General features: G+C 60.5%; 23 protein-coding genes. 10 read left to right on the top strand and 13 right to left on the bottom strand.

Annotation, left to right across the window (positions count from 1 at the left end; translation table 11 throughout):
* Window positions 1–15 precede the first annotated feature (15 nt).
* Complete coding sequence (locus EDC28_RS06140) at window positions 16–1,332, top strand: cytochrome c (protein ID WP_123421014.1); 1,317 nt, start codon at window positions 16–18, stop codon at window positions 1,330–1,332.
* Between the two features lie 129 nt (window positions 1,333–1,461).
* Window positions 1,462–2,295, top strand: a complete 834-nt coding sequence (locus tag EDC28_RS06135) for an acyl-CoA thioesterase (RefSeq protein WP_123421235.1) — start codon at window positions 1,462–1,464, stop codon at window positions 2,293–2,295.
* Here EDC28_RS06135 and EDC28_RS06130 read toward each other — a convergent pair.
* On the bottom strand, window positions 2,283–3,182 hold the full coding sequence (locus EDC28_RS06130; RefSeq protein ID WP_123421013.1) for a LysR family transcriptional regulator: 900 nt from the start codon (window positions 3,180–3,182) through the stop codon (window positions 2,283–2,285). The two genes, EDC28_RS06135 and EDC28_RS06130, sit on opposite strands and share 13 nt — an antisense overlap.
* Window positions 3,183–3,273: 91 nt before the next feature.
* On the opposite strand from EDC28_RS06130, the gene EDC28_RS06125 reads away from it, so the two are divergent.
* Window positions 3,274–4,224, top strand: coding sequence for an NAD-dependent epimerase/dehydratase family protein (locus EDC28_RS06125; protein ID WP_123421012.1), 951 nt, complete (start codon window positions 3,274–3,276; stop codon window positions 4,222–4,224).
* A 19-nt stretch (window positions 4,225–4,243) separates the two neighbouring features.
* On the opposite strand, the gene EDC28_RS20440 is transcribed toward EDC28_RS06125, so the two are convergent.
* From EDC28_RS20440 to EDC28_RS06110, 3 genes are all read right to left on the bottom strand, one after another.
* Window positions 4,244–4,804: an ATP-binding protein gene (locus tag EDC28_RS20440; RefSeq protein ID WP_123421011.1), complete on the bottom strand. Its 561-nt coding sequence runs from the start codon at window positions 4,802–4,804 to the stop codon at window positions 4,244–4,246.
* A gap of 113 nt (window positions 4,805–4,917) precedes the next feature.
* Window positions 4,918–6,375 carry a serine hydrolase domain-containing protein gene (locus EDC28_RS06115; protein ID WP_123421010.1) on the bottom strand — a complete coding sequence of 486 codons (1,458 nt, stop codon included), beginning with the start codon at window positions 6,373–6,375 and terminating at the stop codon, window positions 4,918–4,920.
* A 138-nt stretch (window positions 6,376–6,513) separates the two neighbouring features.
* On the bottom strand, window positions 6,514–7,461 hold the full coding sequence (locus EDC28_RS06110; protein ID WP_123421009.1) for a sensor domain-containing diguanylate cyclase: 948 nt from the start codon (window positions 7,459–7,461) through the stop codon (window positions 6,514–6,516).
* Window positions 7,462–7,629: 168 nt separating this feature from the next.
* Here EDC28_RS06110 and EDC28_RS06105 point away from each other — a divergent pair, with 168 nt between their 5' ends.
* From EDC28_RS06105 to EDC28_RS06080, 6 genes are all read left to right on the top strand, one after another.
* Window positions 7,630–8,193, top strand: a complete 564-nt coding sequence (locus EDC28_RS06105; protein ID WP_050657377.1) for an RNA polymerase sigma factor — start codon at window positions 7,630–7,632, stop codon at window positions 8,191–8,193.
* On the top strand, window positions 8,157–8,813 hold the full coding sequence (locus EDC28_RS06100; RefSeq protein ID WP_123421008.1) for an anti-sigma factor: 657 nt from the start codon (window positions 8,157–8,159) through the stop codon (window positions 8,811–8,813). Before EDC28_RS06105 ends, EDC28_RS06100 begins: the two co-directional genes overlap by 37 nt.
* Before the next feature lie 80 nt (window positions 8,814–8,893).
* Complete coding sequence (locus EDC28_RS06095) at window positions 8,894–10,435, top strand: DUF4331 domain-containing protein (RefSeq protein ID WP_123421007.1); 1,542 nt, start codon at window positions 8,894–8,896, stop codon at window positions 10,433–10,435.
* A 10-nt stretch (window positions 10,436–10,445) separates the two neighbouring features.
* Entirely contained in the window at window positions 10,446–10,925 is a 480-nt protein-coding gene (locus tag EDC28_RS06090) for an Ig-like domain-containing protein (RefSeq protein WP_123421006.1), read from the top strand.
* The gene (locus EDC28_RS06085; RefSeq protein WP_123421005.1) at window positions 10,922–11,890 is read left to right on the top strand and encodes a tetratricopeptide repeat protein; all 969 of its coding nucleotides are present in this window, start codon (window positions 10,922–10,924) and stop codon (window positions 11,888–11,890) included. The genes EDC28_RS06090 and EDC28_RS06085 overlap by 4 nt, the downstream gene beginning before the upstream one ends.
* A complete protein-coding gene (locus EDC28_RS06080; protein WP_123421004.1) occupies window positions 11,887–12,963 on the top strand; it encodes a HupE/UreJ family protein in 1,077 nt (358 codons plus the stop codon). The genes EDC28_RS06085 and EDC28_RS06080 overlap by 4 nt, the downstream gene beginning before the upstream one ends.
* A gap of 36 nt (window positions 12,964–12,999) precedes the next feature.
* On the opposite strand, the gene EDC28_RS06075 is transcribed toward EDC28_RS06080, so the two are convergent.
* From EDC28_RS06075 to EDC28_RS06055, 5 genes are all read right to left on the bottom strand, one after another.
* Complete coding sequence (locus EDC28_RS06075; RefSeq protein ID WP_244946550.1) at window positions 13,000–14,655, bottom strand: dipeptidyl-peptidase 3 family protein; 1,656 nt, start codon at window positions 14,653–14,655, stop codon at window positions 13,000–13,002.
* Between the two features lie 155 nt (window positions 14,656–14,810).
* Complete coding sequence (locus EDC28_RS06070; protein WP_050657384.1) at window positions 14,811–17,072, bottom strand: Ig-like domain-containing protein; 2,262 nt, start codon at window positions 17,070–17,072, stop codon at window positions 14,811–14,813.
* A 152-nt stretch (window positions 17,073–17,224) separates the two neighbouring features.
* Window positions 17,225–18,085 carry a winged helix-turn-helix domain-containing protein gene (locus EDC28_RS06065; protein ID WP_123421003.1) on the bottom strand — a complete coding sequence of 287 codons (861 nt, stop codon included), beginning with the start codon at window positions 18,083–18,085 and terminating at the stop codon, window positions 17,225–17,227.
* A 106-nt stretch (window positions 18,086–18,191) separates the two neighbouring features.
* A complete protein-coding gene (locus EDC28_RS06060) occupies window positions 18,192–20,063 on the bottom strand; it encodes an MFS transporter (RefSeq protein WP_123421002.1) in 1,872 nt (623 codons plus the stop codon).
* On the bottom strand, window positions 20,060–20,653 hold the full coding sequence (locus tag EDC28_RS06055; protein WP_050657387.1) for a TetR/AcrR family transcriptional regulator: 594 nt from the start codon (window positions 20,651–20,653) through the stop codon (window positions 20,060–20,062). The genes EDC28_RS06060 and EDC28_RS06055 overlap by 4 nt, the downstream gene beginning before the upstream one ends.
* 228 nt (window positions 20,654–20,881) lie before the next feature.
* Here EDC28_RS06055 and cfa point away from each other — a divergent pair, with 228 nt between their 5' ends.
* Window positions 20,882–22,009, top strand: coding sequence for a cyclopropane fatty acyl phospholipid synthase (cfa, locus tag EDC28_RS06050; protein WP_123421233.1), 1,128 nt, complete (start codon window positions 20,882–20,884; stop codon window positions 22,007–22,009).
* Between the two features lie 25 nt (window positions 22,010–22,034).
* On the opposite strand, the gene EDC28_RS06045 is transcribed toward cfa, so the two are convergent.
* The 4 genes from EDC28_RS06045 to EDC28_RS06030 are packed head-to-tail and all read right to left on the bottom strand — an operon-like array spanning window position 22,035 to window position 25,049.
* Window positions 22,035–22,697, bottom strand: a complete 663-nt coding sequence (locus EDC28_RS06045) for a hypothetical protein (RefSeq protein ID WP_123421001.1) — start codon at window positions 22,695–22,697, stop codon at window positions 22,035–22,037.
* Window positions 22,698–22,699: 2 nt separating this feature from the next.
* Window positions 22,700–23,851, bottom strand: coding sequence for a flagellar assembly protein T N-terminal domain-containing protein (locus EDC28_RS06040; RefSeq protein ID WP_123421000.1), 1,152 nt, complete (start codon window positions 23,849–23,851; stop codon window positions 22,700–22,702).
* Entirely contained in the window at window positions 23,851–24,297 is a 447-nt protein-coding gene (locus tag EDC28_RS06035; RefSeq protein ID WP_050657390.1) for an LPP20 family lipoprotein, read from the bottom strand. Before EDC28_RS06035 ends, EDC28_RS06040 begins: the two co-directional genes overlap by 1 nt.
* Window positions 24,297–25,049 carry a flagellar basal body L-ring protein FlgH gene (locus EDC28_RS06030; protein ID WP_123420999.1) on the bottom strand — a complete coding sequence of 251 codons (753 nt, stop codon included), beginning with the start codon at window positions 25,047–25,049 and terminating at the stop codon, window positions 24,297–24,299. Before EDC28_RS06030 ends, EDC28_RS06035 begins: the two co-directional genes overlap by 1 nt.
* Window positions 25,050–25,109 lie beyond the last annotated feature (60 nt).

Genomic DNA, 25,109 nt, shown 5'->3' with positions numbered 1-25,109 from the left:
GCCCAGGAGCTGACAATGAAATGGAAAAAACTGCTGGGTAGCGCGGTATTGATGGTGGTGGTCGTGGCTGGCGGGCTGTTGGCCTACGGCCACTTTGCCCCGCGTGGCGCCGACCCCGTGCCGCCGGTTGCCGGCGTACCAGCCGACCTTAACGGCGCCATGAGCCACGGCGAGTACTTAGCCAAGGCCGCCGATTGCGTGGCCTGCCACACCGCCCGTGACGGCGGTAAGCCCTACGCCGGAGGCCGCGCTTTTGCGCTGCCCTTTGGCACCATCTACGCCACCAACCTGACCCCGGACAAGGAAACCGGCATCGGTAACTGGAGCGACGACGCCTTTGTGGCCGCTGTGCGCGAAGGGGTCGGCTCTCACGGCCGTCTGTACCCGGCCATGCCCTACACCTCCTATGTGCAAATGAGCCGCCAGGACGTGCTGGACATCAAAAAGTACCTGATGACCCTGGAGCCGGTTAAGCAAGCTACCCCTGCCAATACCCTGTCGTTCCCCTTCAATCAGCGCTGGGGCATGGCGTTTTGGAACGCAGTGTTCCTCGATGCCAAGCGCTATCAGCCCGATGCGGCCAAGAGCGAAGACTGGAACCGAGGCGCCTATCTGGCCGGGGCCCTTGGCCACTGCGGCGAGTGCCACACCCCGCGCAATATCGGCTTTGCCACCAAGTCTCATGACTACCTGGCCGGCGCCGAGATTGAAGGCTGGAAGGCGTACAACACCACCTCAGACGACGCTTACGGCCTAGGCGATTGGACCGACGCCCAACTGACCGGTTATCTGTCCCGTGGCCATGCCCCAGGCCGCAGCTCCGCCGCTGGCCCCATGGCCGAAGTGGTAGAGCACAGCCTCCAGTACCTGACCCAGAGCGACATCCATGCCCTGGTCACCTACCTTCGCAGCGTGTCACCGCGCACCAGTGAAGGCAGCGGCGAGGTAAACCTGGACCCGGCCACTCTCAAAGGCGCCACCGCCGTGCTGCCGGCCAACGCCGCCATGGCCGCCGACAACCGTGGCAAGCTGTTGTTTGAAGGGGACTGCGCCGGTTGCCACCAGTGGGACGGTGCCGGTCGTCAGACACAATACGCTTCCCTTAAAGGCAGCCATGCGGTGAACGACCCCGAAGGCAACGCCCTGGTGCAGGTGATCCTCAACGGTACCCAGCTCAAAGTGGGCGGCGCGACCCAGTTCATGCCGGGCTTTGGCGCGATTTACTCCGACAAGGACATCGCCGCCATCTCCAACTACGTGCTGTCCCATTTTGGTGACCAGCAAGGCAAGGTCACGGCCGAACAAGTGAAAAAAGCCCGTCAGCAGCCTTAAACGCCAACAAATGAAAAGGGGCCTTGATGGCCCCTTTTTTGTGTCCGCTATTCCTCTACCTGGTTTGACTTGACTCATCGGATGAGTGACTATCAATACGGTAGTTTTAGAACCTTCACCGAGGCCATCATGGACAGTTCCGCAAGCCCCCTCAGCCACCCTTTTGATAACGCCATCCGCCTTACCGGCAGTAACGGCCATTACCAGGGCCAAACCACCGCGCCTTATGCCAACATGGTCGGCCCCTTTGGCGGCGTGCTGGCTGGTGTGATGCTAAAGGCGGTGCTGCAGCACCCACAGTGCCAGGGCGAACCGGTAGCGCTGACGGTAAACTTCCTGGCCCCGGTGGCCGACGGCGACTTTACGGTGGATGCCAAGGCGGTGCGCACCAACCGTTCAACCCAGCATTGGTACGTGGAGCTGAGCCAGCAGGGCCAGGTAGCCCTGACCGCCACCGCCGTCTTTGCCACGCGCCGCGAAACCTGGTCGGCGCCACAAACGCCTTACCCCGGCGCGCCGCGTAGTGAGTCGGTGCCGGCCATGCCCAAGGTGCCGGGGCTGCCTGGTTTTTTTGCCAATTACGATCTGCGCCTGGTGCGCGGCGGTATCGCGCCTATGCCCCAGGCCGAAGCGCGGCTGCCCCATTGCTCCGACACCCTGCTCTGGGCCAGGGACAACCCGCCACGACCGCTGGATTTTCCGGCCCTGGCCGCCCTGAGCGACATCTTCTTTCCACGGCTTTTCGTGCGCCGCCAGGGCCCGGCCCTGATCGGTACCGTGTCCATGAACATTATCTTTCACGCCGACGCCAACACCCTTGCCCGCCAGGGCGAGCAATACCTGCTGGGTGAAGCCCGTGCCCACCGTTTTTACAACGGTTATTTCGACCAGAGCGCCGAGCTTTGGAGCAGCGATGGCGAGCTGCTGGTTACTACCAACCAGGTGGTTTACTACAAGGAATAATCGCCAGGTTCGGCAAGCCCCTCTGCCAGGGCGTCAAACACGGCGCGGCAGCCTTTGCTGGATTTGAGGTCCTCGTGCATCACTACCCAGATGTCCAGTGCAAGGCCCATTTGCTCTGCCAGTACCGGCTCCAAATGATATCGCTCGGCGAGGGGAGCCTGGCAAAAGCCAATGCCGAGGCCGGCTTTGATCATCGCCATTTGTGCCACGTTGGAGTCGCAGGCAAGGGCAAAGCGTGCGCGGTCATAGCTGGTGACGGCCAGTTTTTTACCCGCTTGGCGGATAAAACCGGTGGTTTGGTCGAATCCCACCAGAGCGTGCTGCGCCAAGTCCTGTATTCGCGATGGCTTGCCGCGCCTGGCCACATAGTGGGGGCTGGCGTAAAGGCCAAGAGGAATGTTGCCGACCTTGCGGGCGATCAGTTGTGTCTGGGTGGGGCGAAACATGCGCACGGCAATGTCGGCCTCCCGGTGCAGCAGATCCTGGGGGTGATCGGAAAGGTCCAATTCAATCTGTAGGCGGGGGTGCTGTGCATTAAGGCGGCTTAACACCGGCGGCAGCCATTCCACCCCGATAATGTCACTGGCGGTAACACGCACCACTCCCTGCACCACCTTACCTTGACTGCTTGCCAGGCGATTAAGAGCGGCCGCTGTGCTGGCCATTTGCTTGGCGTAAGGCAGTAAAGCGGCCGCTTCTTTGCTGGCCACCAAGCCGCCTTGGGTACGGGTGAACAGCACCAGACCCAACTGTTTTTCGAGGGCGGCCACATGGCGGCCGAGGGTAGGCTGGGTGCTACCCAATGCACGGGCCGCGGCTGAAAGTGACCCATGCTGCATCACCGCCAAAAAGGAGCGATACCGTTCCCAGCTGATATTTTCATCCATGCATTAATGTATGGCTGCTCATTTGTTTTCGTCAATTTTGTTTGTTCAGTCCGGGCGTTAGCCTAGTGCTGAACGTATTGATGAGAGAAAAATGATGAGCAATAGCAAGGTGTTGGTGCTGGGAGCGACTGGCGGTATTGGCGGTGAAGTGGCGCGTCACTTGGCTGATACCGGTTGGCAGGTCAGCGCTTTGGCCCGGCGGCAAGTGGTTGGCGAGCACCCTGCCGTGCATTGGTTACTGGGCGATGCCATGGATGCCAGCGCGGTTGCCAAGGCCGCCAAGGGCTGCGAGGTGATAGTGCATGCCGTGAATCCGCCGGGCTATAAAAACTGGGCGGGCCTGGCCCTGCCAATGCTTGAGCACACCCTGGCGGCGGCCAAGGCTCAGAAGGCGACGGTGTTACTACCCGGCACACTTTATAACTACGGGCCGGACAGCTTTCCATTGATCGATGAAGCGGCGCCTCAGCAGCCACTTACCCGCAAAGGGGTTATCCGGGTGGCAATGGAACAGAGGCTCCGAGCCTTTGCCGATGAAGGCGGGCAGGCCATTGTGGTGCGGGCAGGAGACTTTTTCGGCCCGCGAGCAGGCAATAACTGGTTTGCCCAATGGGTGCGCCCCGGCAAAGCGGTGACCCGGGTGGTCAACCCCGGTAGCTGCGGCCATCAATGGGCCTATCTGCCTGATCTGGCTAAAGCCATGGTTGAGGTACTGGTAAAGCGCCAGCAGCTGCCTGCTTTTTCCAACCTGCATTTTGAAGGGCATTGGGATAGCGATGGTAAGCAGATGGCCAATGCCATTGCCGATGTGGCGCGCCGTTACACCGGCAAAGCGCCAAAGATGACGGGTTTTCCCTGGGCATGGGTACCAGCGCTGGGGCTCTTTAACGAAACGCTGCGCGAACTCAATGAAATGCGTTACCTGTGGCAGCAACCGGTGCGCCTGGATAACAGCCAGCTGCAAGCGCTGTTGGGCGCTGAGCCGCACACGCCGCTGCACCAGGCGGTCGAGGAAAGCCTGCGGGGCTTGGGCTGCTTGTGAGGTGCTTTTCTCTAACCGCTTAGGCGACGGTTAACGTTATTAGCAGCCCCGGCTCTTGGCAGGATGCCGCTAGGTGCCAACCGTGGGCGAGGGCTATCTCCTGGCAAATGGCAAGGCCAAGGCCAGCGCCGCGGTCACGGCGATGGGCGCCTCGCCAGAAGCGCTCGAAAAGGTGCGGCAATTGGCTTTCATCTACCCCTGCTCCCCAATCACGCACGCTAAGTTCGTGTGGTAAAAGAGCGACCTGCACCTGGGAGTGGGGCGGGGCATGTTCGATGGCATTTTCCAGCAAGTTTTTGAGTAGGCTGTTGCCCTCTGGCCCTGGTTTCGGCAGTTTGATGGCGAGTTCTGGGCCTTGCAATTGGATATAGCGGTTTTCATAGCTAACCAGTGGCAACACCCTGTTTTTACGGTCGATGTCCTTGTAGGCCTTTTGTTTGCTCGAGGCGCCTATCCCAAGCCTCCAATGAGACTCTGCTGCCTCTTGCGTCGTGCTTGGCGTGGCAGCGGCCATTTGGATAAAACCGAGGGTCAACAGCGATAACCCGGCAGTCATGCCGGATAGGTAAGAGCGGTGCATTGAGACAATCCTGTTGTTGGCGTTGATGCACCTATCTTGGGGTGGCGAGACTTACCGCCTACTTACGCCTTGGCATTGCGCCATACCGGCTTTGAGCGGGGGCAAACCGGGGCTCATTCGTTAAGCGCCAACGCTTCAAAGCGCATACCGCCCAGCAAAAGGGCGTTGACCTTGCCATCTGCTACTTCAAATCGAACCACCTGGGGGTGGGTGGGGCGCAGCTTGACCCTGATACTGTCGCGCTCGCCATAGGCGGTAACAGCCGAGTGCAGTGGCCCCCAGCTGAGGTGAAAGCCCTTGGCAAGGGAGCCGGTAACGACGATATCCCCCGCCAGCGGGTGGTGGTAGCGGCCGGTGTAGCGCCTGGGGTCTTGGCTGAACTGATATGGCCGCTGCCGGTAAGCCTCTTCCTTTGCCAGCAGCTTTTGCCGGTAGCCAAAGACCATGGCCTTAAGGGCCTGCTGGCGTTGGCCAAGGCGGGCATCGAGGTGCGCCTCGCCCAGCATCAGGCCGTAGCCGTAATCGGCGATAAGGTCGGTGAGCTTGTCGTTAAGCTCGCTCTCGTTATCGAGAATAACCAAGCCAAGCCCGGCGCCGGGCATAAAAGACAGATGTGGGCGAAAGCCGTCAAAACTGCCGAAATGGTGGTAGGTGCGATGGCCCTTGTACTGGCCCACATACCAGCCAAGGGCGTAGGCGGTGCGGGCAAAGTCGCCTCTTTTTGCCTCAAGGCTGACCGCCGGGGTTTGGCTCAGGGCGATGATGCCGGCCGGCAGGGCCTGGCGGCCATCAATCCGGCCCTGGTTAAGTTCTGCCGCCAACAGCTTGGCCATATCGCCGCTGGTGGCAAAAACGCCGCCGGCCGGGTGCAGGGTCTGTTGGGTCTTTTTCAGGTAAAGGGGCTGGTAACGCTGGGCGCTGAAAAAGGAATAGGGCAGGGCCGCCTCGGCCGGTACCGAGGCGCTGGTGTGGGTCATGCCAAGGGGGCGAAGCACCTGGTCGGTGAGCACCTGCTGCCAGTCGGGACTAAGGGCCTCGCCCAAAATGTCGTAACCCAGGTTGGTGTACTGGAACTGGCCACGGGGCGCCTGCGGGTTGACTGTCAGCAGGCTCAGCATCTGGCGGCGCCGGGGCTGGTCGTGCAGGCCGGTAATGGCTACGGCGTTTTCCAGCAAGTCGCCACTGAGCCCGGCGCTGTGGGTCAGTAACTCCTTGACGGTGACTTTATCTGCCTCAATGGCTGGGGCAAAGGGAATGGCCGGGAACTGCTCGGCTAGGGTGCTGTTGAGGCTCTGCGGGCCTTTGGCCTGCAACCAGGCCAGGGTAAACAGCGGTTTGGTGATGGAGGCGATATAAAAGCGGGTGTCGTCTGTCACCGCCTTTTGGGCGGCAATGTCGGCATAGCCGAAGTTGCCCCGGTATATCACCTTATCGCCCTTGACCATCACCACCGCCATGCCTGAGCGCACCGCAAAGTCCTGGCGCAGGTTGTCAATGAAGTGGTCCATGCGCAGCTCTAGAGGCGGCTCGGCGGTGAGGGTTAAAGCGAGGGCGATAAGTGGCAGGCTCATGGGACGTCCTTTTCGCAAAAAGAAGGTATCAGAGCAATGCCCGTGCCAGCTGTTAATGTTTTGTTTTTACTTTGTTTTTCTTGCGACGCTTAATCTGGGGTTGTGGTTGTTGCCGCATTTTGGCGGATATCGCCAGCCTCAGCGGTTGCACTGAAAGCCGTGCTTGCCGGCCTTTTTGACCTGATACATGGCCAGATCGGCTCTGACCATCACTTCGTTGAAGCTGTCATCCGCCGTCACCCTTTCGATGCCGATGGACATGCCAACCCGCGCCTGGCCGTTATCCAGCTCAAAAGGTGGCTCCAGGGCGTCGATGCAGTGCTGGGCCAGTGTTTCAAGGGCGGGGCTGGCGGCGTCCAGGGGCAACAGCATCACAAACTCATCGCCTCCTATCCGGCCCAGGCACACGTCTTCTGGCAGCAAGGCCAGTAACCGCTCGGTGAGTTGTATCAAGAGCTCGTCGCCGCTGCGGTGGCCGAGGTTATCGTTCACCGTCTTGAAGTCGTCAAGGTCGATAAAGGCAAGGCACAGCGGGCCGGCGGCCTTGAGCCTGGCAAAGTCCTTGGCCAGGGCGCTGCGGTTAGCAAGGCCGGTGAGCGGGTCTTGATGGGCAAGCTCCGCGAGTTTGAGCTCGTATTCCTTTTCCTTGGTGATGTCGATATGGGTACCCATTACCCGCAGAGGCTTGCCGTTTTCATCCCGCTCCACCACTCGGCCCCGGTCCAGCACCCAGGTGACGGTGCCGTCTTTGCCCAGCATCCGGTGCATGACCTGGTAAAAGGGGCTGTCGCCATCGAGGTGGCTTTGAAAGGCGGCCAGCACCTGGTCGCGGTCGTCCGGGTGCAGGCGGTCGCGCCAGACATCAAAGTGGGCGTTAAGCTCCTTGGGCTCAAAACCCAGCATGGCGCCCCAGCGGCGGTTGAAGATCACCAGCTTGCCGCTGGGCACATGCTGCTGCCAAAGGCACAGGCCAGTGCCGTCCAGAGCGGCATCGAGCTTTTCCTTGGTGTCGGCGGCAAGGCGCTTTAAGCGGGCGTTTTCCCGGCGCAGCTGGGCGATTTCTTGGCGAAGTTGTTCTGGGTTCATGGGGCGATAGACAGGGCTGATTGCCGATATGCTCCCTCAAATGTTACCTGGCTGTAAACCATTGTTGGGTCTTAACCGTAGGCCGCCTGGTGATTCTTTTGTAATCAAGATGTTGGTTGTTCGAGTTGAAGGCAACTAGGCTCATATGGCCAACAGCAAGGAACCCTTATGCAAGAAAACACCAGTTTGCCGCAGTTAATGGCCGGCATCGTCCGCAAGGACAAGGCGGCGTTTTCCCACTTTTACCGCATCACCTCTGGCAAGGTTTACGGGCTTTGCGTGTCCATGGTGGGGCCGGGGGCCCGCGCCGACGATCTGATGCAAGACACCTATCTGAAGATCTGGCACCAGGCAGAACGTTACCAGCCTGAGTTGGGCACGGTGATGAGCTGGCTGATGGCCATTGCCCGGTATCGCTGCCTGGACGCGCTGCGCGCCGAGAAGCGCCATGGTGAAGTGCCAATAGAGCAAGACTGGCTAGCCAGCGGCGCGCCGGAGCAAAGCGAGCAATGGCAGCACCAGGAACTTAAAGCCCATATCAATGAATGCCTGGGGCAACTGGCCGAGCGCCAGCGCCGCAGCTTGTGGCTGGCGTTTTTTCACGGCTTTAGCCACCTGGAGATCACCGAGCGCATGGACCAGCCCCTGGGCACAGTAAAAAGCTGGATCCGCCGAGGCCTGATGAGACTACAACAATGCCTGCAAACCAAAGATACCGAAATCCAGAACTGATCCAGCTGTTGGCGGGGCACTACTTCCTGGGCACCTTGCGTGGCCGGGCTAGGGACCGCTTCGAAACCCTGCTGGTAAGCGAAAAAGGCGCCCGCCAGGCCCTGGTTTACTGGGAGCAGCGGCTGGCGCCCTGTTACGAACTGGTGCCTGAGCTTTCCCCGCCAGAGCGGGTTTGGCAGCGCTTGCAGCACCAAATCGCCCCCGCTGCCAACAGTGCCCCGCGGCCCAGTTGGTGGATGGCTGCCGCCGCCATCGTGTTGGCGGTGCTGCTGACTTGGCAATGGGCCAAACCCGGTGCGCCCCTCTCGCCTCAGGTGGCGGTGATCCAGGGCGGTCAATCGCAACCCTTGTGGGCGGTGAAACGCCAAGGCCAGCAATTGCAGGTAAAAGCGCTGGGTGAGGTGGCCAATCCCGACAAAGATTACCAGCTGTGGTTGGTCAGCAGCACCAGTGGGCCATTGTCGTTGGGGTTATTGCCGCAGGCGGGCAGCCGCACCCTGGCCTGGCCATCGTCCTACAGTGGCAAGCAATTGGCGGTGAGCCTTGAACCTGTGGGCGGCTCTCCCACAGGCCAACCCACAGGGCCGGTGCTTTACCTGAGCCAACTGGTGGTGTTGTGAAAAAGTTGTAAAAAATATGCATCCGATGCGGCAACCGGGGCGTTTAAGACAGGAACCTTCATCCAAACAAGGACACTGTCATGAAAGTCAGCTCCGTTGCACTCGCTTTGGCTCTGGGCCTGGCGGCAAGCGCCAGCCAGGCCTCCAGCCACCGCGAAGCCCCGGCCATCAGCCGGATGCCGGCCCTGGACTCCACCGATTTTTATGTCTTTCGCAGTTATGAGTCGGGCCGGGAAGGCTTTGTCACCCTGCTTGCCAACTACCTTCCGCTGCAAGATGCCTACGGCGGCCCCAACTACTTCACCCTGGATCCCAAGGCGGTCTACGCCATCAAGATTGATAACGATGGCGACGCCGTTGAAGACTTAACCTTTGAGTTCCGCTTTGCCGAAAGCACCCCCGCCGTCACCCTGCCCATTGGCGACCAGTCGGTGGCGGTGCCCCTCAAACACGTGGGCGCCCTGGCCAGCGGCAACACCGCCGCCCTTAACTTCCATGAAAGCTACAGCCTGAGCCTGGTTACCGGTGCCCAGCGCAGCGGCAACCGCACCCAGTTGGGGGATTTCACCAAGCCTTACGACTTTGTTGGCCTTAAAACCTTTGGCTCGGCTGACGCCTACAGCCAGTACGCCCGGCAATATATCGCCGAGGTGTCCCTGCCCGGTTGTGCCAGCAGTGGCCGGGTCTTCGTTGGCCAACGCAAGGACCCCTTTGTGGTGAACCTGGGCGAGACCTTTGACTTGGTCAACTATGTGCCGGTGGAAGGGGACTCAGCCCCTGGCGCCGGTGACGGTGGCGGCTTTCCCGGTGGCATCAGCCAAAGCAGCGACAATGACGATCTCAAAGACAAAAACGTCACTACCCTGGCCCTGGAGCTGCCCATCAGCTGCATTATCGGTAGCGGTAACGGCGTGATTGGCGCCTGGACCACCGCCAGCCTGCCCCAGGCGCGGATCCTCAATCCTGCTGCCACCTTCGCCAAAGCCAATGTCCAGGGCGGGGCCCTGGTACAGGTGTCGCGCCTGTCCAACCCCCTGGTCAATGAGCTGGTGATAGGCCTGGCCGATAAAGACCGCTTCTCCTCGTCCGAACCCAAAGACGATGCCCAGTTCGCCACCTATGTCACCAACCCAACCTTGCCGGCCATTTTGGACTTGCTGTTCCGTGACGCGGTGAACAGCACCCTTGGCACCAGCATCAGCAACCTGGCCCCCAGCAACCTGCCAAGAACCGATCTGGTGGCGGCCTTCTTGACCGGCTTTGCCGGGGTCAACCAGCAGGCCACCGTCACCCCGTCGGAGATGCTGCGCCTCAATACCGCCATCGCCCCCAAAGCGGCTGCGCAGCAATCGGCCTTTGGCGTGGCCGGTGACGACCTGGCTGGGTTCCCCAATGGCCGCCGCCCCGGTGACGACGTGGTGGACATTGCGCTGCGGGTAATGATGGGCCGTCTTTGCTACCCCATTCCGGTGGGCGGGGTGGATACCGACTTGGGCCTTTGCACCAGTGACGATGCCCCGGTGGGCAACGTACCCTTCACCGATGGCGCGCCTTTGGATGCCAGCATGATTGACAGCCAGTTCCCGTACCTCAAAACCCCGGTTGCCGGTTCACCCAACTAAGGAGCCTGTCATGAAACGTTTTATCTGCCTGCTCACCTTGGTGCTGGCCGGCTGCGGCTCGGACGGCGACGGTCAGACCAACCTGCCCCCCATGGCCCAGGACGCCAACTTTACCCTGGAAGCCGACACCACCCTTAGCGACAGGCTAAGCGCCAGCGACGCCAACGGCGACTCGCTGAGCTTTAGCCTGGCGAGCGGTGTCAGCAACGGCACCTTGACCCTGTCGGCCAGCGGCGCCTTTAGCTACACCCCGGCCGCCACCTACACCGGTAGCGACAGCTTTTCTTTCACCGTCAGCGACGGCGACAAAAGCGACACCGCCACCGTCAACCTCACCATTACCGCCCAGCAGGTGGCTTTTAGCCGTTATTCCCGCGCCGCCTTTATGCAGGATATGGATGCCGAGCCCCTGGCCATCAACGGCCGGGCCTTTACCCAGGACGTGACCGACACCGCCGAATATGCCGATTTGCTGGAGGGGGGCCAATGAGACTGTGGTGGCTGGCCGCCTTGCCGATGCTGGCCAAGGCGGCCTGGATACCGGCCGCCGACGAGGTGCTGGCAAAGGTCGATACCAGCCCCTTGCCGGCAACGCGCGCGGCCATCAGTGAGGCCATGGACCAGGCCTTTTTGTCCGCCAATCCGCGCTTGATGGACCGCCTGGATGCGGCCCTTGCCGCCTTACCCGAGCCCAAGCCCGACTGGTACTGGTGGCAAAAGGCCAGACTCTTGCAGCACAGCCATCGGCTGGAGGAGGCCGGGGTCTTTTTAGGGCGCTGGCTGGCGCTGCACCCCGAGGACCCCAGCGGCCAGCTATTGGCAGCGCGGCTGGCCTTGATGCGCGGCGAGCCTAAGCGCGCCGAGGGCCACTGTCGGCATTTGATGGGGCAGGTGGCCCTTGAGATCAGTGCCGCTTGCCTGCTGGAAGCCAGGGCCGATGCCGGAGATCTGGCCGACAGCTACCGGCGCTTATCGGCCTTGCTGGCCAAGGCTCCTTTGCCCCAGAACGGTATTGGGCTGTGGCTGGCCAGCATGGCGGCCGACCTGGCGCTGCAACTCAAATCGCCGCAGGCGGCCCTTGATTGGCTGACGCCCTTTGCCGGGCAGCTCGACTTACCGGCCTCGGTGTTGTGGGCCCAGGCCATGCGCGAAACCGGCCAAGGGCAGGCGCTGGCTGCGTATTTTCGGCAGCAGGATATCAATAACCTGGCCGATGCCTTGCTGCTTGAGCTGACCCTGGCTGACCCGGCCGGCCCCTGGCGGGCGCGGCTCGATGATCGCATCCAATGGCTCAGTTGGCGCCAGGACAACCAGCATGCGGCGGTGCTGGCCCGTTACTACCTGGAGGTGGCCCCTGATGCCAAGGCAGCCCTTTACTGGGCGCAGCAAAACCTCAGCCAGGTTAAAGAACCCAAAGACAGAGCCCTGCTGGCCAGGGTCGAGGAGGGGCAATGAAAGGCTGGTTATTGCTGCTGTTGCTGGCCCTGCCAGCCTGGGGCCACCAGGCCAGCACCGCTTTTCTGCGCCTGGACGGCAACCAAGGGGTGCTGGAGCTGAGCCTGATGGATTTGGCCAGCCGCCTTAACCTTGACAGCGACGCCGATGGCCAGCTGACCTGGGGCGAAGTCACCCAGCACCGCGCGGCGGTGGCGGCAGTGGTTGGCCAGGGGCTGCGTTTTCGCCGAGGCGAGCAGCCCTGCGCCCTGAGCCTTACAGGCAACTGGCAGGCCGAGCGTCATTTCAACGAGGTGTTTTTATGGCTGCCGCTGCGCCTTGATTGCCCAGAGGCTGGCGCGCTTGCTTTGGATTACCGGCTTTTTAGCAAGACCCCGGGCCATAAGCTGCTGCTGGCCATGGCTGGGCACCCGGCGGGCATGATAAGCCCGGGCCAGGGCGAGGTGGCCCTTGGCCAAAGGCCGTTGTGGCGGGTGTTGGCCGAGTACCTGCTGCAAGGGGTTTGGCATATCTGGACCGGTATCGACCATGTGCTGTTTTTGCTGGCATTGCTGCTGCCGGCGGTGCTGGTGGCGCGGGGACGGGGCTGGGCGGTGGAGGCCAACCGCAAGCGCGTTTGGCGCCAGGTGCTGTGGATAGTGTCGGCCTTTACCCTGGCCCATTCGGTGACCCTGACCTTGACGGCGCTCGGCGTTGAGCTGCTGCCTGGCCCCTGGGTGGAGCTGGCCATCGCGGTGTCGGTGCTGGCGGCGGCGCTCAATCTGATTTGGCCCTGGTGCCGCCAAGTGTTGTGGATGACCGCCGGCTTTGGCCTGCTGCACGGTATGGGCTTTGCCGGCGCCTTGGCCGCCCTTGGCCTGCCGGCCGATGCCCGGCTGCCAGCCATCTTAGTCTTTAACTTGGGGGTGGAAGTGGGGCAGCTGGCTATCGTGCTGTTGGTGCTGCCCCCCCTATTGCTCTTTCGCTTTAACCCCGGTTATCGGCGCCGCTTTTTACCGGCGGCGGGCAGTGTGATGTCGCTGGTGGCCGTGGTGTGGACCTGCCAGCGGCTCTTGGTGGCCATCGGCCATTAAAAAAGCCGCCCGAGGGCGGCTTTTTTATCAGCGAGCTTAAATCTTGCTGGGGTAGATGGGCTGGATGTCCACCGGCACATCACCAAGGCTGGCATTGACGTGGCGCACGCCATCGTCGATATGGCCGTATTGAGTGAGGAAAGCCTTGGCTTCGGCGTAGTTGCCGTCGCCTTGCACCACCACTACGTCATGCACCAGGCCGGTGATGGCGCTTTCCAGCTTTTTGAAGTCGATGCGGTACAGGCCGTCTTTTTGCAGGTTCAGAGCGCCGTGGTCCACATAGTAGCTGTACTGGTAAGCGGCGCCGATGCCGTGGGCCTCGTGCACGCCAAAGCGCATGGAGCGGAACAGACCGGCGGCGTAAGTGGCCAGCAGGTTGTTCTTCTCACTCTCAGGCAGCTCGCCTTTTTTCATCAAAAACAGGATGTTGTAGGCGCCCATTACGTCGGCCTTGCCTTCCTCTATGCCGGAATAAAGCTCCTGGAGCTGGGCGGCAACGGTGGTGGGCTTGCCGTCAACCACGATGGAGCCTGGGCCCAGGGAGTGGGACATCTCGTGAAAGAGGGTCTCGTAGCCGAAGTATTTTTGGTCCAGCAGCTTGGCTTGCTCAGGCACCAGGATGTGGGCGGCCATGGGCTTCATGATGCGCTCGAACTTGGCAGCCATCACGTTGTTCAACAGCACCTTCTTGGCGCCTTTGGCTTCGCGGACCCGCTCGTCGTTGGGCAGGTTGAAGGCGATGGTCTGCACGCCGGGTACGTTATCGCCGCCGCCCTGGATTTGGTCGGCCACGGCGATGGGGGAGGCAAAGCCGCGCTTGAAGTTCTTGTAGTGCTCCGGTACCGGCAGGTTGGCTTCCATGTCGCGCAGGTATTTCTTGAAGCGATCGAGCTTGCCGGAGGCCACCGGATCTTTGATGGTCACGAAGGCTTCAAAGGCGGTTTTGTAACCAAAGAGGCCATCGGTATAGTTCTCGTAAGGGCCGATGGCCACTTCGATAGGGGTGTCCTTGAGATCCATCCAGGCGATTTCGGAAGCGAAGTAATCGTCGGTACGGAAGGCCTTGGCCCGCAGGCTCAGGAAGTTTTTCAGGCTCTGGTTGCTGGTGATGGCGGCGGCCTCATCCAGCAGCTTGGCGGCCGGCTCCAGCCACTCTTTGTAGTACTGGGAATAGGGGATGGCCACCAGCTTGTCGCCGTCGCGGCGAATCACGGTATAGAGGCTGGTAAAGGCTTCTTTATCTTCCGGGTGCTTGGCAATCCAGCTGTTGAACTCTTCTTTGGTCATGTCCGCCGGGTAGAAGCCGGCGCCCAGGGAATTTTGCTTGTTGCCAAAGAAGGGGTGGCCGGCGGCCAGGCTGTCCCAGGGGCCGAAATGTTCGTCGAACATGTTCAGCAGCAGGGCTTTGTCCGGGCGGTTGGAGGCGGCAATCTCGGCGCGGATGGCCGGGTTTTGCTCATTGATCTGGCGCAGATAGATGGCGCTCATCAATTGGGCGGCCTGGATCAGCTTATTGACCACCTGCTTTTGCTCGGCGTTCAAAAAGGCGGTGTTGACCTGCATTTTCACCGGCACGATTTTGTCGCGCTGGGCTTGCAGGTTATAGCTGCTGCTGGCGGTGTCGGCGCTGGCATTAAAGGCGGGCGCGGCCATCAGGCCGGCCAGGGCCAGGGCGATAAGGGATTTTTTCACCTGGAGGTCCTCTTGTTTTGGTCAGCCCCGTTACGGCTGGGGCATAGGCGGCAGACAACATGGACCAAGGCGCCTAAGAGTGCAAGGAAAAGCGCGGCAGACTGTGCGCTGATAAGACAAGGCCCCGCCGAGGCGGGGCCTTGTCAATTACCGCCTTAATTGCGGGGGCGTTTGCTGCGGCTACTGGGGTAGGCCACCACCCGGTTATTGCTGCTAACGGCTCTGTCTACCGTCAAGTTTTGCCAGTCGCGGTAGATGTTAAGACGCGGCGGTATGGATAAATACTCGCCGTTGCCGTCATCGCGATAGGCGCGCTCCAGCACGATAAGCTCTTCGCCGTCGTTGTGCAGTGACAACCACTGGCGGCGCTCGCAGTTGCCGGCCATAAAGCAGCGGTTGAAGTTCAGTACATCGTCTTCGTCGATGGACCAGGTGCCGTAGTAGCGGCGGTCCATGACTTCACTGGTGTTGCCATCGCCGTCTTCATCGCCACCGTCGTAGTAGTACTGCAGGTTGTCAGAGGTGCCGTCGGCATAGAACTCCCAGCCAAAGGCGGAGATGGCCATGTAGTCCAGCTCGCCGTCCTGCCAGTAGCTGGCGTCCCAGGCGTTAACAAAGGTGGCCCAGTGGTGGCCCGTTGGGGTCAGGACGTTGGTGGCGGTAAAGGGATTGGTTTCGTCTTTCCAGGTACCAAAGTTGTAGCTAAAAGCCAGCACCTTGCCGGTGCTATCTCGGGTGGTCAGGGCCAGGCCGTTAAGCTCCCCTTCCTCATCAAGTTTGACGACGCTAAGCACGGTGCCGTCGGTAAAGGTGAGGGTGACGGTATTACTGCTCAGGCTCCAGCTGAAATCCCGGTCCGAGAGGTCGGCATGGCCGGTGCCGCTAGTGGCGGTGCCGTTGGAGTTAAACACCAGCAGGTCACCGTTGTAGGTAAGGCCATAGGCGCTGTCGTAATAGGTGGGCACGGCCCAGTCGTCGGCCAAGGCGTCTTGGTCGATGTCCATGGGCACCGAGCCATCGCCGTTACGCAGCAGTTGGCGAAAATCGTCGCTGTCATCGGTCAGGTTGGGCAGGTCGATTTTCTCGCCCCCTATCCAGACCTCGTCGTAGACGATGTCATAGGTTACCGCGACGTTGACGCTGTCGATGACATCACCGCTCACCAGCAGGGTGTAGCTGTAGCCTTTGTCATAGCGGGTGCCACCCAGTTGGGAGGTGCCGTATTCGTCCATGAACTGATCCGCCTGGGCGGCAGGCAGCAGATCGTAAACGTTATAAAAGCCGTAGTTTTCCAGCGGCGTGGCAAAGGTGACGTTGAGCTTGCCGTCGCTGATGGCCCAGGTGCAGCTTTGGGTGTTGTATTCGTTGGCAAAGAGGCAGCTGTTGTCGCTGGCAAGGGTGATGAGGTCGCCGCCTCTGGCCAAAAAGCCGGGTGCAGCGGCGCTGGTTACATAGTAGTGGCTGGCCAGGTTGTCGCTGGTAAAGGCGGTGGTCAGGGCCGGATCGCTGATAATGGCGGCCATGGCCTGGGTTAGGGCGTTGTCGTCTGGGTTGGTGCTGGTGACCTCTTGTACAAAGTCGTTATAGGCTTCGGTATCGGCTACAAAATCCAGCACATTATCAAAACCTTCTGGCAGGCTGTAATCAGGATTGTCCAGCATCACCTTGATGACTGCCGCCACTTCCAAGAGCTTGTCGGCGTCGATGCCATCTTCGGCGCTGGCCATTTCGCTGTTGGAGGTTATCTCGCCGCCATTGGCTTCTACCGCCAGCACGTAACGGGCGGTGGTGATATTGGTCACGTCGTTATTAACGGTGCCGCCTCCAGCAACCAGGCTGCCGGCTTCACCGACCAGGCTCACCAGCAGCACATCCGGGCTGGTGCTGCTGGTGGCTACCAGCTTGACGTATCCCCCCAGATCCAGGGTTTTGAGATCCAGCACATAGTCGCCGTTGGCATCGGCGGTGGCGGTAAAGGTTTGGCCGTTGATGGTCACGGTCACGGTAGCGCCGGGGATGGGTTCGTCTACCACCGAGCCGCTGATGGTCAGCCCCTGGTAGGCATCGACGCTGAGCTCACCGCTGACATCATGCTGGCCGTCGGTCAGCACCACGCTAAAGGTGTCGGTGCCGGCGTAGCTGTCGTCCGGGTCATAGCTCACCACCAGGCCGTTGGCGCTCAGGCTGCCGTGGGCGGCCTCGCCCAGGGTTTTGATGGTCAGGGTGTCGCCATCAAGGTCCTGGCTCATGGTGGCAAGGTCGATGCTGACCGGGGCGCCGTTCAAGGTTTCAACGGCAAGGGGGCTGAAGGTGGGGGCGCTGTTGGTAACGGGCGTTGGGGTGTCGTCGTTGTCACTGCCACCGCATGCGCTCAGTAGCAGGGCCAGGGACGCTACAAGGATTGACTGGCTTTTCATCACGGGAATGCTCCATTTCAGGGACAAGACCAAAGCCGCCAGGTGCTGGGTCTTGCGCCATTCCCTGGCTGGCCTTTGAGACGCTGCAAGGGATCATTCGTCTTTGCTAATGAATGAACGTGATTTAACTTGAAACCTTGTTAATCAGGGGGTTATTTACCTTGTTTGGCGGCGGAACGGGCTGGGAAAAAGGGCTGTAATTGCTGGTAAAGGGCGGTGGAATCAAAGGCGATACCCTGGGCCCCCTTGGCCATCACCAACTGCCGTTTTTCATCCGAGGGCATGATGGTGTAGAAGAGCACCGGGGTCAGATCGCCCCTGGCCCGCATCTGTTCCAGAAGATGCACCCCGGCCAGCACGTCGTCGTCCCGGCCCATGTCGGTAATAACAGCATTGTGGCGATGGAGCGACAGTATGGTCAGGGCCTCCTCGGTTGAGGTGGCAATGTAAGTGGCAATGCCTTTGGCCTCCAAAAAACGCCGCTCGGCGGTGTTGTTGCCGGGGTGGTCGTCTACCCACAGTACCCGGCCAAGGGCGTTATGCGGCTCGGCGATTTGCAAAGGGGTGTTGTTGGCCGACAGCGGCAGGTACAACAGCAGCGCCGCCAAGGCCATCAACGGCAGCGCCGCCAGCCACAGTTTGCTGGGGCGATTGTTGAGCTTGGGCACGGTTTGCGGCGGCTCGGATGGTTGCTGGGAGGCGGCCATCTGCCAGGCATGGCTTTCCAGCCGATAGCCCCGGCCCTTGAGGGTTTGGATCATCGGGGCGTCCAGGCCGTGGTCCTGGCAGAGCTTGCGAAAATCACTGATTAGCCTGGACAGGGACCAGTCAGACACCACGGTATTGGGCCACAAGGCATCCAGCAGGGCCTGGCGCGAGCAGCACTCTGGGTAGGCCTCATACAGCAGCTCCAGCAGCTTACCCATGCGGGCATCCAGGGTGACCGACCGCTCGCCGTCACCCAGCTTCAGGTGGTGGGTGTCGAGCAGGAATGTCTCGTGGCGAAATTGCATGGTTGGCGCATCCTACCGCCCTGATTTTCTGGGCAAAATATCGTCTATCGATTTTTATTCTGCCTTTTTTTGTAGGAAACGCGATCACTTTTTTGTTTCTTTTTAATTACATTTGTTCGCCGCGCAAGCCTCGTACCTGGGCCTCCAGCTCTGCGGCATCGGTGTGGGCACCGTCCAAAGCCGGGCCGGCAACGATGGCGATTTTTGACCAAAAGCGGCCGCGCCCCGGTTTAAAGGCCCCTTTGCCCTGGTGGCTGAAAAAGCTGCCCCACAGGCCCTTCAGTGCCATGGGCACCACCGGCACCGGGCGTTGTTCAAGAATTTTCTCCACCCCCGGCCGGAAGCTATTGATGTTGCCATCCCGGGTCAGTTTGCCCTCGGGGAAGATGCACACCACCTCGCCGGCGGCCAGTTCGGCGTCGATGCGCTCAAAGGCCCGCTGGTAGGTGTCAGGGTCTTGCTTTTGCGAGCAAATGGGAATGGTTTTGGCCACCTTGAACAGCCAGTTGAGCACCGGCAACTGGTAGATGCTTTTGTCCATCACAAAGCGCACCGGGCGCCGGCAACTGCCGGCCAGCAGCAACGCATCGACAAAACTGACGTGGTTACACACCAGCAGTGCTGGCCCTTCTTTGGGGATCTGCGCCAGGCCTTGGCTTTTCACCCGGTAAAAGCTGTGGCTGAGCAGCCAGATGCAAAGGCGCAGCACGAACTCGGGCAGCTGGAAGTACACATAGAGCGCCACCGCTGCGTTCATGATGGCCAGCACCCCGAAGTACTGGTCGATGGACAACTCCATCACACTTAAAAAGAGGATGCCAAACAGCGCGCTGGCCACCATAAACAGCGCGTTCATCACGTTGTTGGCAGCGATCACCCGCGCCCGCTGATCTTCGTCGGCGCGAGATTGTAAGAGGGCATAAAGGGGCACGATAAAAAGGCCGCCAAAGACCCCGATAAGGGTTAGGTCAATCAGCACCCGCCAACCGTAAGGCTCGGCGAGATATGCCCCAAGGCCCATCAGTTGCGGCGCCACTTCGGTCGGCGAGGCAAAGGCCAAGTCCAGGCCAAAAAGGGTCAACCCTACCGAGCCGATGGGCACCAGGCCCAGCTCCACCTGGCCGCCACTTAAGCGCTCACAGAGCATGGAGCCGATGGCCACCCCCACCGAAAACGCCACCAGCAGCGCCGTGACCACGGTGTTGTCGCCGCCAAGGTTAAGGCGGGCGTAGTTGGCAAACTGGGTAAGGTAACCGGCACCCAGGAACCAGAACCAGCTGATGGCCATCAAGGAGAGAAAGAGGGTGCGGTTTTGGCGGCCGATACGAAACATCTCCCGGCTTTGCTGCCAGGGTTTGAATTGAAAAGGCTGGGCCTTGGGGCTGGCCGGGGCAGCGGGAATAAGCCGGGCGGCCAGATAACCGGCCACGGCCAGCACCAGCAGCCCCACGCTTAACCAACGCAGCGCCGCTTCCATACCCACCACCAGGCCGCCGGCGATGGTGCCAAGCAAAATGGCCACAAAGGTGCCCATTTCCACCCAGGCATTACCGGCCACCAGCTCCGAGGGCTTTAACAGCTGCGGCAAGATGGCGTATTTGACTGGCCCGAAAAAGGCCGACTGGCTGCCCATCAAAAACAATACCCCCAGCAGCAGCAGGTATTGCCCTGCCCACAGCGCCAGCACGGCGCCGGCCATGATGAGGATCTCCCACAGCTTGATGTAACGGATAAGCCGCGCCTTATCCATGCTGTCGGCAAGGCTACCGGCCGTGGCGGAGAACAACAAAAACGGCAGAATAAAGAGGCCGGCGGCAATGTTCACCGTCAGGGAGCTGTCCTGCCAGGGCAACAGTTGGCTGCCGCCAAAAGTCAGCAGCAGCATCAGCGCATTTTTGAACAGGTTGTCGTTGGCAGCCCCCAGGGCCTGGGTGAAAAAAAGCGGCCCGAAACGGCGTTGGCTAAGCAGGGCTTTCATTGGGACTCCTTGTCCAAAACATGGCCGAGCAGGGCGCAGATAAGGGCTTGGCCCTCGGCGCCTTGCAAGAATAATTTGTTGTCGATATCCAACTGGCAGATGCCGTGTACGCTGGCCCACAGCATGCGTGCATGAAGATGCAGGGCGCTGGCGCTAAGCTCTGGGCGCAGTTCGCTAAGGGGGGCTTCTACCAGGCCAAACATGGCTTCGAGTTTGTCGCAAAAATGCGGTGGCAGGCTCTGCCCCTCGGCCAGCTTGTGCTCAAAGATGAGCCGAAAGGCGTGGGGATGTTCCCGGGCAAAGTTGAGGTAACCAAGGGCGGCGTCCAGCAGCCTGTCCCTGGCCGGCGCTTTGGGGTCGGTAACCGCGAGGTTTTGGGCGAGGCGGTCGAGGGTGGCGCTGTTGACCCTAAGCAGCAGCAAGGCGTAGCTGCCGTACACCGACACCAGGGTGCTGGGGGCATAGCCAATCAAACTGGCGATTTTTCGCAGGCTAAGATCGCTTGCGCTTTGGTTTTGCAGCCACTGCCAGACGGTGTCCACCACCATCTTGTCAAATTCCACCGGGCTGTGATCGTTGCGTCGACCCATCTTTATTTGCCTAATCGAACACTGTTTTATTGGAATCTACGGCACAGTTAAAAATAACGCAACCTTCCTTTGCACAGAACATCCCCAACAATACTCAGGTATGGGTTGATTGTTTTTACAGCAATGGTGCATGTTTATAAAGATTGGGGGAAACCATGAAAGTAACCAACCGACGCATGCGTAAAGGAGGTTCGGGTGACCAACACACCAAGCAAAGTCAGCGCTGTGATGAAGCCGCTTAAAGGGGGTGCTTCCATGGCCCTGGCAGCACAGCTGCTGGCTAAGGCCGATATTCAAATCAACGGCGACCGTCCCTGGGATATGCAGGTGCACAATACCCGGGTGTTTGACGATGCCCTGGCCAGGGGCAACCTGGGCCTTGGCGAGTCCTACATGGATGGCGACTGGGACGCCGAATCGCTGGATCTGTTCTTCTGCAAGTTGCTGCGCGCCGATATTCCGCAATATCTCAAGCCCTGGAAGCTGGTGGGCAACGTGGTTCGGGCCAAACTCTTCAATTTGCAAAACCGCCGCCGCGCCTGGCAGGTGGGGGAGCAGCATTACGATCTGGGTAACCGTTTCTACGAGGCCATGCTGGATAACCGCCTGGCTTATTCCTGCGGCTATTGGAAAAACGCCACCACCCTTAACCAGGCCCAGGAGGCCAAGCTCGATTTGGTGTGCCGCAAACTGGGGCTGCGCCCCGGCATGAGGGTGTTGGACATCGGCTGCGGCTGGGGCAGTTTTTTAGGCTACGCCGCCGAGCACTACGGCATTAAAGGGGTAGGGGTGACCATCTCCCGCGAGCAGCAGCAATATGCCCTTAAGCGTTATCGCCACCTCAAGCTCGATATCCGCCTTGAAGACTACCGCACCCTCGACGAGCCTTTTGATCGCATTGCCAGTATCGGCATGTTCGAGCATGTGGGGCGCAAGAACCACCGTACCTTTATGGCGGTGGCTCGTCGCTGCCTGGCGCCAGATGGCCTTTGCCTGCTGCACACCATCGGCAAGAACAAGCGCACCAGCACCCCTGACCCCTGGGTGGACAAATACATCTTCCCCAACGGCGACCTGCCGTCGGTCGGGCAGGTGGGGGATGCCGCCGACGGGCTGATGGTGATTGAAGACTTGCACAATTTCGGCAGCGATTACGATAAAACCCTGATGGCCTGGTACCGGAATTTCGAGGCTATCTGGCCTGACTTTGCCGATCACTACCCGCCGCGCTTTTACCGGATGTGGCGCTATTACCTGTTGTCTTGTGCCGGTGCCTTTCGGGCCCGCGACATTCAGCTGTGGCAATACCTGCTCTCGCCCCAGGGGGTGATTGGCGGGGCGCCGAGGGTGAGTTGAAAAAAGCCGGCATTAGCCGGCTTTTTCATGGGGTTTTGGTGGTGCTGGCGGTTTTGGCGGCGGTATCATCACCGGTGATTTTATCTGTCACATAATCGACCGGGTTTTTCCCCAGCGCTTCGGTGGCGCCAATACTGGCGAGTGTGGTGGCGGCTCCCAGTGCGCCGCCATAGAGGGTAGAGCCCAGCATCTGCGGCACGTAGCCTTGCTCGTCGCCGGTCCATTTCTGGTAGTAGCGGTCCACCACCGGGATATGCTGCAGCGGATTGACTATGTCTATAAAGTCCCCCAGCGACGGGGTGTTGCCATCGGCAAACATCTTCAGGCCGCCGCTGTCTTTGGCGGTCTGCTTGGCGGCGCTTTCGGTGCTGCTGGCGGTGGGTAGCATGGCCATGGTCAGCCCCGACACCAGGCTTTGGCTTAAAAAGCTCACCGCCTGGCTGCCACTTTGCTGGGTAAGCGTGGCGCTGCTGCCGATACCGCCAATGGCTTGTTGCATCACCTGGCCAAGCACCAGATCAAAGCCGCTGTCGCTTGCCGGCTGGGTGCCGGTGCCGGTGCCGGTGACCGCGGCCAATGTGCTGCCAAGGCCGGACAACCCGGCCAGGGTGGTGTCGGTATCATCACTCTTGGTTTTGTCGGTGGCGCTTTGGCCGCCAAGCCCGGAAAAAAGATTACCTATCTCCATGGTTACTCCCAGAAGCTGTCCAGTTGCACAAGATCCCTGATCTGGATGTTCATCGGCATATCACCGTTCAGGGGCGAAAGCTGGCTGTGGTCGGGGTAGACCTTGACCACCTCGAACTCGCTGTTTTCGTCGTTGAGGCTGCTGTAATCGATGCCGCCGTCATCGGTAAAATTGTACTGGTGAGACAGGCGGAACACGTCGCCTATCCGCACCCCTTGGCGCCCCCCCATGGCGACATCAAGACTGCCGCCCTCAACCCTTATCACCCGGGTTTTTGGGTGCACGCATTTGAGGGCTTCGCTCATGTCTTCTATTCCGGCGCGCACCAGGCGGCTTATTTCAAGGCCATAGGCCGATTGCCACAGCTGATCGCTTTGCACGTCGAGCTGGGCGTTAACGGCAAAAGGCCACAGGGTGCGGCTCTCATAACGCTTGCTGAGAATGGGCAGGCCCGAGATGCCGTCGATAAGGTAGAGGGTCATGCCGTATTGGCGGATCAGCTGGTCGCTGCTCAGCAGCCCCCCTTCGATTTTGCCGAGGGTGAGGTTGTTGATGCTGCCCAGCACCAGGTACTGGGCCTGCTTTTGCTCGGCCAGGCTTTGCAGCTCCTGGCGGTCATGAGGTTCGAGGCGAGCGGGGTTAACCGCCAGCGGCGCGCTCAGCAGGCTTTTGGGCAGAAAGTCGGCCTGGGCCTTGGTCATTTCCTCAAAAAGCCGCGCCGACACGGCTTGTGGCAAGTCTTCCAAGCCGCCCCAGATGGCCTGCTCCGGGTGACTCAGGGTCAAAGGCGCTACCACCACCGATTTGCTGGTCAGGCGGCCGTCGCAGACGGCGCCGTCGTTCCAGATATCGGCCCGCACCGTCACCGACACCTTGTCGTCGCGGCTGTATTCTTCGAGGCGTTGCAGCTGGGTGATATGGCCTTTGGCCCTGACCTGAAAGGCGTTGCCGGTGAGGCTGCCGTTGTCCACGTCGTTGACGATGGACACCGAAGCGCCAGCTTTAAGCACGGCGTCGCGGATGGCGGCGCGGGTGGCCTGCTGGCGGGCCAGCTCTTTATTGCTGTTGATAACCGGCGCGGTGCCGGTGCCGGTATACCAGGCGGCCTGGGCAAGGTGTGGCAGCAGCAGCGCGGCCAGCAGCAAGGGGCGCATCAATACCACCACTTGGTTTCGGTCTCCACCGCTTCATTCTCTACCGTGCCAAGGTCGGCCAGCACGGCGGTGTCGAGCTGCAATTTGGTGGTGTAGAACTTGCCTTCGATATAGTTGCCCACCAGGGTGGCGCCCCGAACGAGGCCCTGGACCCGGGTTTCCATCACTTGGCGGTCTACCGTTGAGCCTTTAACCCGAGATAGCGCGCGCACTTGCTGGCCATAGAGCTGTTCTGCCAGGCGCCGGTAGGCGTCAAGGCGCGAGGCCTGCTGGGCCTGGATGAGCTTTTCCTCGTAGCTTGGCCCAAGCTGCGCCTCGATGGGGGCGTAGCCGGTGGCTTTGAGTACGGTGCTCTTCTCGGGGGCCTTTAACTGGTAGCGCACCAGTTGCTCGGAGCTGCACCCGGCCAGGGTCAGCAGCGCCAAGGTCAGCAGCAGCGCACGCATCAGAACGGCCACACTGTGGGGTTATTGAGCTTGTCGGTCAGCCAGCCCAGGCGCTGGCTGTTGGCCAGGGCGCCGGTGCCGGAGTATTCAATGCGGGCGTTGGCGATTTTGGTCGACTGCACCGTGTTGTCAGGGGCCACGTCCTTGGCGCGGATCACCCCGGTCAGGCGGATGTATTCCTTGCCGTTGTTAATGAGCAGCCACTTGTCACCGCGCACCAGCAGGTTGTCGTTGCGCAGCACCTTCATCACCGTTACCGTCAGCTCTCCTTCAAAGTCGTTGCTCTGGCTGGCGTTGCCGTCGCCTTTGAAGTTCTGCTCCTGGTTGATATCAAGGTTCACTTCCCGGCCGGCGATTTTCAAATTGCCCCCCGGCACCCCAATGGGGTCGAGGGTAAAATCGTTCTTTTTCTTTATTTCGGTGCTGCCTTTTTTACTGGCCTTGGTGGACTCGGCCAGTTGCACCGAGATGATGTCGCCAACCCGGTAATGGGACTGCTCCACATAAAGGCTGCGGGCCTGGGCGGCGTTAAACAGCGAGCCGGTGGGCTCCACTTGCATCGGCGCCGGGCCGGGCTCCAGGGCAGCGTAGTAGGGGTCGTCGGGATTGGCTTCATCCATTTTCTGGACCGGGTTGCCGGGGGCCGGCAGGGCGCGGGCTTCAGCGCCTTTGGGCGGGGCAGACGGGCCGGATGCACAACCGCTGGCAAGGGTTGCCAGCGCAAGGCTCAGTGCAAGCAAGTGGCGTGACATGGACGCACTCCTCCTATTTAGGTATGCAGGCGAGCTTAATTTCAAAATGTGCAGCAACGG

The sequence above is a fragment of the Gallaecimonas pentaromativorans genome, assembly GCF_003751625.1.
Taxonomy (GTDB): Bacteria; Pseudomonadota; Gammaproteobacteria; order Enterobacterales; family Gallaecimonadaceae; genus Gallaecimonas; species Gallaecimonas pentaromativorans.
This window is presented reverse-complemented; position numbering and strand designations above follow the sequence as displayed.